Source organism: Nautilia sp., assembly GCF_053994455.1.
On the sequence record NZ_JBMYAU010000102.1, the window covers coordinates 1 to 3,667 of the forward strand.

The following is a 3,667-nucleotide window of genomic DNA, read 5'->3' on the forward strand; positions in this document are numbered from 1 at the left end:
GATATGGCAATGGGCGGAAGCTCAAATACCGTACTTCATATGATGGCTATAGCTAAAGAAGCGGATGTTGATTTTGATTTACATAAACTAAACGAAATCGCAAGACACACTTCACACATTGCAAAAATTTCGCCGTCACTTCAAACGGTTCATATGGAGGATATCCACAGAGCCGGCGGAATGAGCGCGGTTATGAAAGAAATCAGCAGAAGAAGCGATACAATCCTTTACCTTGACAACCCTGTAATCGAAGGAGGCACTGTAGCCGACAGAATCAAAGACGCCGAGGTTAAAGACCCGGAAGTAATCCACCCTATCGAAAACCCTTACAGCAAAGTGGGAGGTCTTGCCATACTTTTCGGAAACCTCGCGGAAGAAGGATGTGTTATTAAAACCGCCGGGATAATCGGTGAGAGAAAATTCAAAGGCCGCGCGGTTTGCTTTAATTCACAGCAAGAAGCGATTGAAGGCATCACAGGCGGAAAAATCAAAAAAGGCGACGTTGTCGTTATCAGATACGAAGGTCCTAAAGGGGGTCCCGGAATGCAGGAAATGCTTGCACCTACAAGTCTTATTATGGGTATGGGGCTCGGTGATAAAGTAGCACTGATTACCGACGGTAGATTCAGCGGCGCCACAAGGGGGCTTAGTATCGGTCACGTAAGCCCGGAAGCGGCTGAAGGCGGAATGATAGGTCTTCTTAAAGATGGGGACATAATTGAAATAGACGTTGATAATTTCTCAATAAATGTCGATTTATCTGATGAAGAGATTGAAAAAAGAAAAAAAGAATTCACCCCTATTAAAAAAGAAGTACCGGGCAAATGGCTAAAACAGTACAGAAGTTTAGTTACCAACGCAAGTAACGGTGCTGTTTTAAGGGCTGAATAGAGTTTTTGCCCTTTCGGGCATAAAGGCAAAAGATGCGGTCAAAAATATATATATTGGTAATAGTGTTGTTTAGCTTAATTATCGGGATTTCTTTTTATGAAAGCGTACAAAGTATAAATACGTTTATCAAAGAAGAATCCAAACAGCATTACAAAATCAGATCAAAAGAATATAACGTCTTTTATCAAAATAAAAAGACCTTTTTAAATTCATTTGCTAAATTTCTTTCATCATCCGAACAGGTAAAAAAAGCATATCTTGAAAACAACCGTACGCTTTTAATCAATTACGTAAAACCACTGTATGAAAACCTGTATCCAAACCACATAATTGAGGAAATTCACTTTTTTAAAAAACCCGCAATAAGTTATGTAAACTTCGCAAACCTAAAAAAATACAATTTTAGCGTGGCAAAAGCGAGAGCCGACATCGTATGGATTAACACATCCTTTTCACCTTCAATACATTTTTACGTATGCCGTCTGTATCCGGGACTTCGCGCCACATATCCCATAATTTATAAAGACAGACTCCTTGGAAGCGTCTCTTTTGGAATCCATATAAACGAATTTAAAAAGCTTTTTGAAAAAGCGGGCGCAAGGGAAGTTACCATATACTTAAACGACACAACACTTAAAAAAATGCTTCTTCCGGCTAAATACGAATTTTATAAAAAACTTCCGTTATATTACGGTTACAGGGTTTTAGGCAAACCGTTTGAAAATATCAGCTTAAAAGAAGGCTATCAGACACTGCATCATTGCGTATATACAAAAATAAAAATTACCGACTTTTTTGAAAACACCATGGCTTATCTGGTTATAAGAGACAATTTAGGAGAAACCGTTGACACTGTAAGCAATGTTTTAAAAGAAAAAACTATTGTTGAAATATTAAGTTTTTTCATTATATTTGCAATAATTTTTATAATCTTCAAATGGCTGTTTGACAAATTAAACGAAATAAACTGGATTTTGTATTACATAAAAACGCATAAATTTGACAAAATTCCGAAAAAAACAAAAGAAAAAGACGAATTAGACGTTTATAAAAACAACCTCATCGACGTTGCGCAGCGTATAAAAGCGTATATAAATCTGTTAAATAGCGAAATTGAAGAATACAGCGCAAAAGCCTATCAGGACGTTTTAACAAAAACGCTAAATAGAAACTTTTTAGAGGAAAAAGCGGATGAGCTGTTTATTAAATTTGAACTATCTAAAAAACCGGTCGGAATCATAATGCTTGATATTGACAATTTTAAAAAAGTCAATGACACATACGGACATGATGTCGGAGATATGGTTTTAATAAAATTAGCCGAAACAATTAAAACCGACATCAGAAAAGAGGATTTGTTCATAAGATACGGGGGTGAGGAATTTTTAATCATTTTACCGAATTCCAACATAGAAAATACATACATAGTTGCTGAAAAGATCAGAAAACATATTGAAGATATTACACTTGAAATTGGTCACAAACATCTGAAATTTACAATAAGCTTGGGTATAAGTGAGATAAGAGAGGGTGACATTTCAATATTTGATGCAATAAAAAGAGCGGATATTAATCTTTATGAGGCTAAAAGAAACGGTAAAAACAGAGTAGAAATATAATGAATCAAATAATAAAATCCTCTCTAAAAACGGCTATTTTAATTATTAAACTTGTTATACCGTTTTATCTTTTAGCGGATATTCTGATTTATCTTGGAATACTACAAAAAATATCCTTTATTTTTGAGCCGGTTACTTCGATTATGGGTTTAAATCCCGAAGTTTCCCTCTCAATCGCCGCAGGTGTTTTATTTAATCTTTACGCGGCCATCGCGTTTGCCGCGCCTTTGGGACTGACTTCTTATGAATGGACTGTTTTGGGACTTTTTTTGGGAATAGCCCATGCCCTGCCCGTAGAAAACACCATTATGAAAAAACTCTCAATGCCTCACTGGTATTCCACATTGCTTAGAATCGGAGTCGGAATCATAGCGGTAATTCTTTTAAGAACGATTCCGATTCACATAGAAGGCAAAACCCTTCAAAAAGAAATCACTCTCCCCCATTACGATTCGTTTTGGAATATGATAGGCTCATCTCTATATAATGCATCCGTCTTGGCGGTTAAAATCATTATCCTTATTACGGTAATTATTTTTATAATGCACTTTATTAGAACAAAACTTTTTAAAAACAAAAACCTGAGCGCCTCATTTTCAATTATTACCGGAATCATTTTAGGAATTACATACGGAGCCGGGGTTTTGATAGCAGAAAAAGACAAACTCACCAAAAAAGAGCTTTTGTTTGTGGGAACGTTTCTTATGATAGCCCACTCTTTAATCGAAGACCCTCTTTTATTCGTGCTTTTCGGTGCAAATTTCTGGGTGTTAGTCGGAATAAGACTCGTTTTGGCCGTTATATTTTCATATCTTGTTGTAAGGTTTTATAAACTCTAAGCAAAAAAATCCAATTTTTTAGAATTATCAAAAAGCCTGTCAAAGAACTCTTTAACTTTTTTTAACTCATCAAGAGTCGCCTGAATCTTTTTTAAAACATCATCAAACGTTTTTAAGCCTTCACTTTTGATGGCATTTGCATGATTTTCATTTTTAGGCTCCGGTAACAGTGATTTTATCATCTGTATTGTATTAGTCATAACTTTTTCATTTGCCTCTTTTTGTTCCATAAACTTTTCAAAAAGCGGTTTTATCTTTTTAAATGGTTCGGCAATTTCCTTTTTGTCCTGCTCGCTCAGTCCGTTACCTTCATAATGA

Annotated in this window: 3 protein-coding genes and 1 pseudogene; 3 read left to right on the top strand and 1 reads right to left on the bottom strand. The window is 35.7% G+C overall.

Annotation, left to right across the window (positions count from 1 at the left end; all coding sequences use genetic code 11):
* The 3 genes from ACXJIE_RS07455 to ACXJIE_RS07465 form a co-directional block, all read left to right on the top strand.
* A partial coding sequence (locus tag ACXJIE_RS07455; RefSeq protein WP_456480341.1) for a dihydroxy-acid dehydratase domain-containing protein occupies positions 1-891 on the top strand: 891 nt, incomplete at its 5' end.
* A 32-nt stretch (positions 892-923) separates the two neighbouring features.
* Positions 924-2,510 (top strand): GGDEF domain-containing protein, encoded by a 1,587-nt coding sequence (locus ACXJIE_RS07460; protein WP_456480342.1) that lies wholly within the window; start codon positions 924-926, stop codon positions 2,508-2,510.
* Positions 2,510-3,349, top strand: a complete 840-nt coding sequence (locus ACXJIE_RS07465; protein WP_456480343.1) for a nucleoside recognition protein — start codon at positions 2,510-2,512, stop codon at positions 3,347-3,349. Before ACXJIE_RS07460 ends, ACXJIE_RS07465 begins: the two co-directional genes overlap by 1 nt.
* Here ACXJIE_RS07465 and ACXJIE_RS07470 read toward each other — a convergent pair.
* Positions 3,346-3,667 (bottom strand): annotated as a pseudogene (locus tag ACXJIE_RS07470) (ATP/GTP-binding protein); the annotation flags it as partial. The gene ACXJIE_RS07465 and the pseudogene ACXJIE_RS07470 sit on opposite strands and share 4 nt — an antisense overlap.

Coding starts and splice junctions, on each gene's coding strand:
- ACXJIE_RS07460 (WP_456480342.1), top strand. CDS start 924: ATGCGGTCAAAAATATATATATTGGTAATAGTGTTGTTTAGCTTAATT.
- ACXJIE_RS07465 (WP_456480343.1), top strand. CDS start 2,510: ATGAATCAAATAATAAAATCCTCTCTAAAAACGGCTATTTTAATTATT.